Raw genomic sequence first — 2,786 nt, forward strand, 5'->3', positions numbered from 1 at the left:
ACTTCTTGTGTTTGCATACCAATATACGAAATCTGCAAAGTCTTTGCAGAACTTGGTACGTTCGCCAAATTAAAATTACCATCGATGTCTGTGATTGTACCTTGAGTAGTACCTTTTACCAACACAGAGGCTCCAACAACTGGTTGCCCATCTTCTTCAGAAATCACAACGCCTGTGACTTTCTGAGTCTGAGCAGTTACTAGGCTTATGCCCACAAAAAGGCATGCCAATAACAGCATTAATTTTCTTTTCATAAATTCTCTCTTAAAGTTCAACTTTACATTAATTGTCTCTATACTCTAACAAGTTGCAAAATTATTAATAAATATGAAACTAACAATTAATTTGATAAAAAAAGGTTGTATATATAACATATTGTTATTTATAACATCGAAAATATGCTGATAAACATCTTTATTTGCTATAAATATTGTGATTTATCAAGCGTAGAATGTCACTTTGCGAATGCAAAATGTAGTAATTAACATTCTATTTGCTTGTTTTTGGATATAAAACTACCCTGCAAACGTTTCTTTTTGATTTATTATGAAGAAATGACGATAAAAAAATAGCATTTAAATTAAAGTTATGTAAATACTTAATTATTGAATTTTAATTTTTGCAGAAATTAATGCAGGTTCAACCTTAATTATAGCACAGAACTTAGTTTATTTTGTTCTTAGTATTAACTAAAAGACAATAGAATGAAGAAGATTAGTTACAGCCTTGTGTTTAACAGAAAAAAGAAGCTGAACAAAAAGGGAATGGCATTGGTACAAGTAGAAGCTTACTTAAACAGGAGAAAAATGTACTTCTCAACCAGGGTGTACCTCAAACCAGACCAGTGGGACGTAAAACGTAGAATGGTAAAAAACCATCCTAATTCAGATGCATTAAATCGAATGCTATATGATTTTATAGCCGACATTGAGCAGAAAGAACTGGGATTATGGCAACAGAGAAGATCAATATCCTTGGATTCGTTGAAAGACTCTATTGAAAAACCGGAAAATAATGGGAATTCATTTCTGACCTTTTTTAAAGAGGAAGTCAACAACTCTTCTTTAAAAGAGAGCACCAGGCAGAATCATCTTTCCACTTTAGAATTGCTGCAAGAGTATAAAAAGGACATTGTATTCACTGATTTGACATTCGAATTTGTGTCTTCATTTGATAATTATCTACAGTCCAAGGGGTATCATCTCAATACCATTGCCAAGCATATGAAGCATTTAAAACGATATGTGAATGTGGCTATAAATAAAGAGTATATGGATATTCAGAAGTATGCTTTCAGAAAATATAAAATCAAAAGCATAGAAGGGAGTCATACGCACTTGTCGCCGGAAGAGCTGAATAAAATGGAGGAGGTGAATCTGGAAGGGAAGTTTACGAAGTTACAAAAATCAAAGGATGCCTTTTTATTTTGTTGTTACGCCGGTTTGCGGTACTCTGATTTTATAAATCTGACTGCCGCGAATATTGTCGAACTCCATCAGGAGACGTGGCTGATCTACAAGTCCGTTAAAACAGGTATTGATGTGCGCCTTCCTTTATATTTATTATTTGAAGGTAAAGGACTGCGGGTGTTGGAGAATTACAAAGACGATTTGAACGGATTCTTCAGACTGAAAGATAACTCTAATGTGAATAAAGACTTGAATGCATTAGCTAAGCTGGCAGAAATAGACAAGCGGATATCATTCCATACAGCGAGGCATACAAACGCCACCTTATTAATATACAGTGGTGCAAATATAACGACTGTACAAAAGCTGCTGGGACACAAAAGTGTGAAAACAACTCAGGTATATGCCAATATCATGGACATGACTATTGTGCATGACCTTGAGAAAGCAGCTTATTCTAAATTAGCTAATAGACCAAAAGGCTAGGCAGTGATTGTCTGGAAATGTCCTGTTTTTAAGATTGGCATCAACAGAGTTGATTTAAAATCTAACAATATGGCAGAAATAATGCATAAATCAATGTAAGAATATGCAATTTACAAATGATTTGTCGCATATAAATGACTGTAATATACATAAAAAGTGCAATGTCAGGACTCTTTCCTTTTAAAGGAACGATCCGTTCCTTTAAAAGGAACAGATCGTTACTCACCGAGGAACATCTAATTGCTTTAAAAGGAAGAGCCAAAAGTAGTTTTAATTTCTAATTTTGTTCTAGCTGATAGACTTTCCTGTCACAGGGAAATATATCATATCGAAATTAAACGTTTCTTTTATATTCAAAGGTGCAAGCTGATATAACTAATCACATAGCACAAGGGAACAAAAACCGGACAGATGTATTTCATCCGTAGATCTGCTGTTTTAAAATCCTGCCGATTTTTGTCATTCTCCCAAGCAGGTTCTGCATATTTTGAATTATACCATAACTAAATATGCTTTTCTTCAGATTTGATCTTTTTCTACTATCACGCCAAAAAAGTAATCATTCATTATGATTGGTGGTGAGAAATATTCGGGAAATATAAAAATAGTATCCAATAATAATACCTCATATAAATAAAATAAAGACATAACTTTCTTATAATGAATGAACTAAATAATTGAAATGGATAGAAACAGGGTATCATTCGTTAAAGAAAAGGGTAGTTATAATGCTGATAAATAATTGATTATCACGTTTATATATGGATACAATAACATATATGACGATCAGGTTTATATTTCTCATTATTATAATAATCAACACATTATATAAAGAATTAGTTCTGCAAAGACTTTGCAGATTTCGTATATTGGTATGCAAACACAAGAAGT

The 2,786-nt window shown here is 32.9% G+C and carries 2 protein-coding genes; one reads left to right on the top strand and one right to left on the bottom strand.

Annotation, left to right across the window (positions count from 1 at the left end):
- A partial coding sequence (locus tag NBH01_RS26415; RefSeq protein ID WP_181982096.1) for a carboxypeptidase-like regulatory domain-containing protein occupies window positions 1-254 on the bottom strand: 254 nt, incomplete at its 3' end.
- Between the two features lie 450 nt (window positions 255-704).
- Between NBH01_RS26415 and NBH01_RS26420 the strand changes: the two genes are divergently transcribed.
- Window positions 705-1,895, top strand: coding sequence for a site-specific integrase (locus NBH01_RS26420; protein ID WP_008764024.1), 1,191 nt, complete (start codon window positions 705-707; stop codon window positions 1,893-1,895).
- The last annotated feature ends 891 nt before the right edge of the window (window positions 1,896-2,786 follow it).

The organism is Bacteroides sp. B1-V-101 (assembly GCF_023656585.1).
Lineage (GTDB): Bacteria > Bacteroidota > Bacteroidia > Bacteroidales > Bacteroidaceae > Bacteroides > Bacteroides thetaiotaomicron.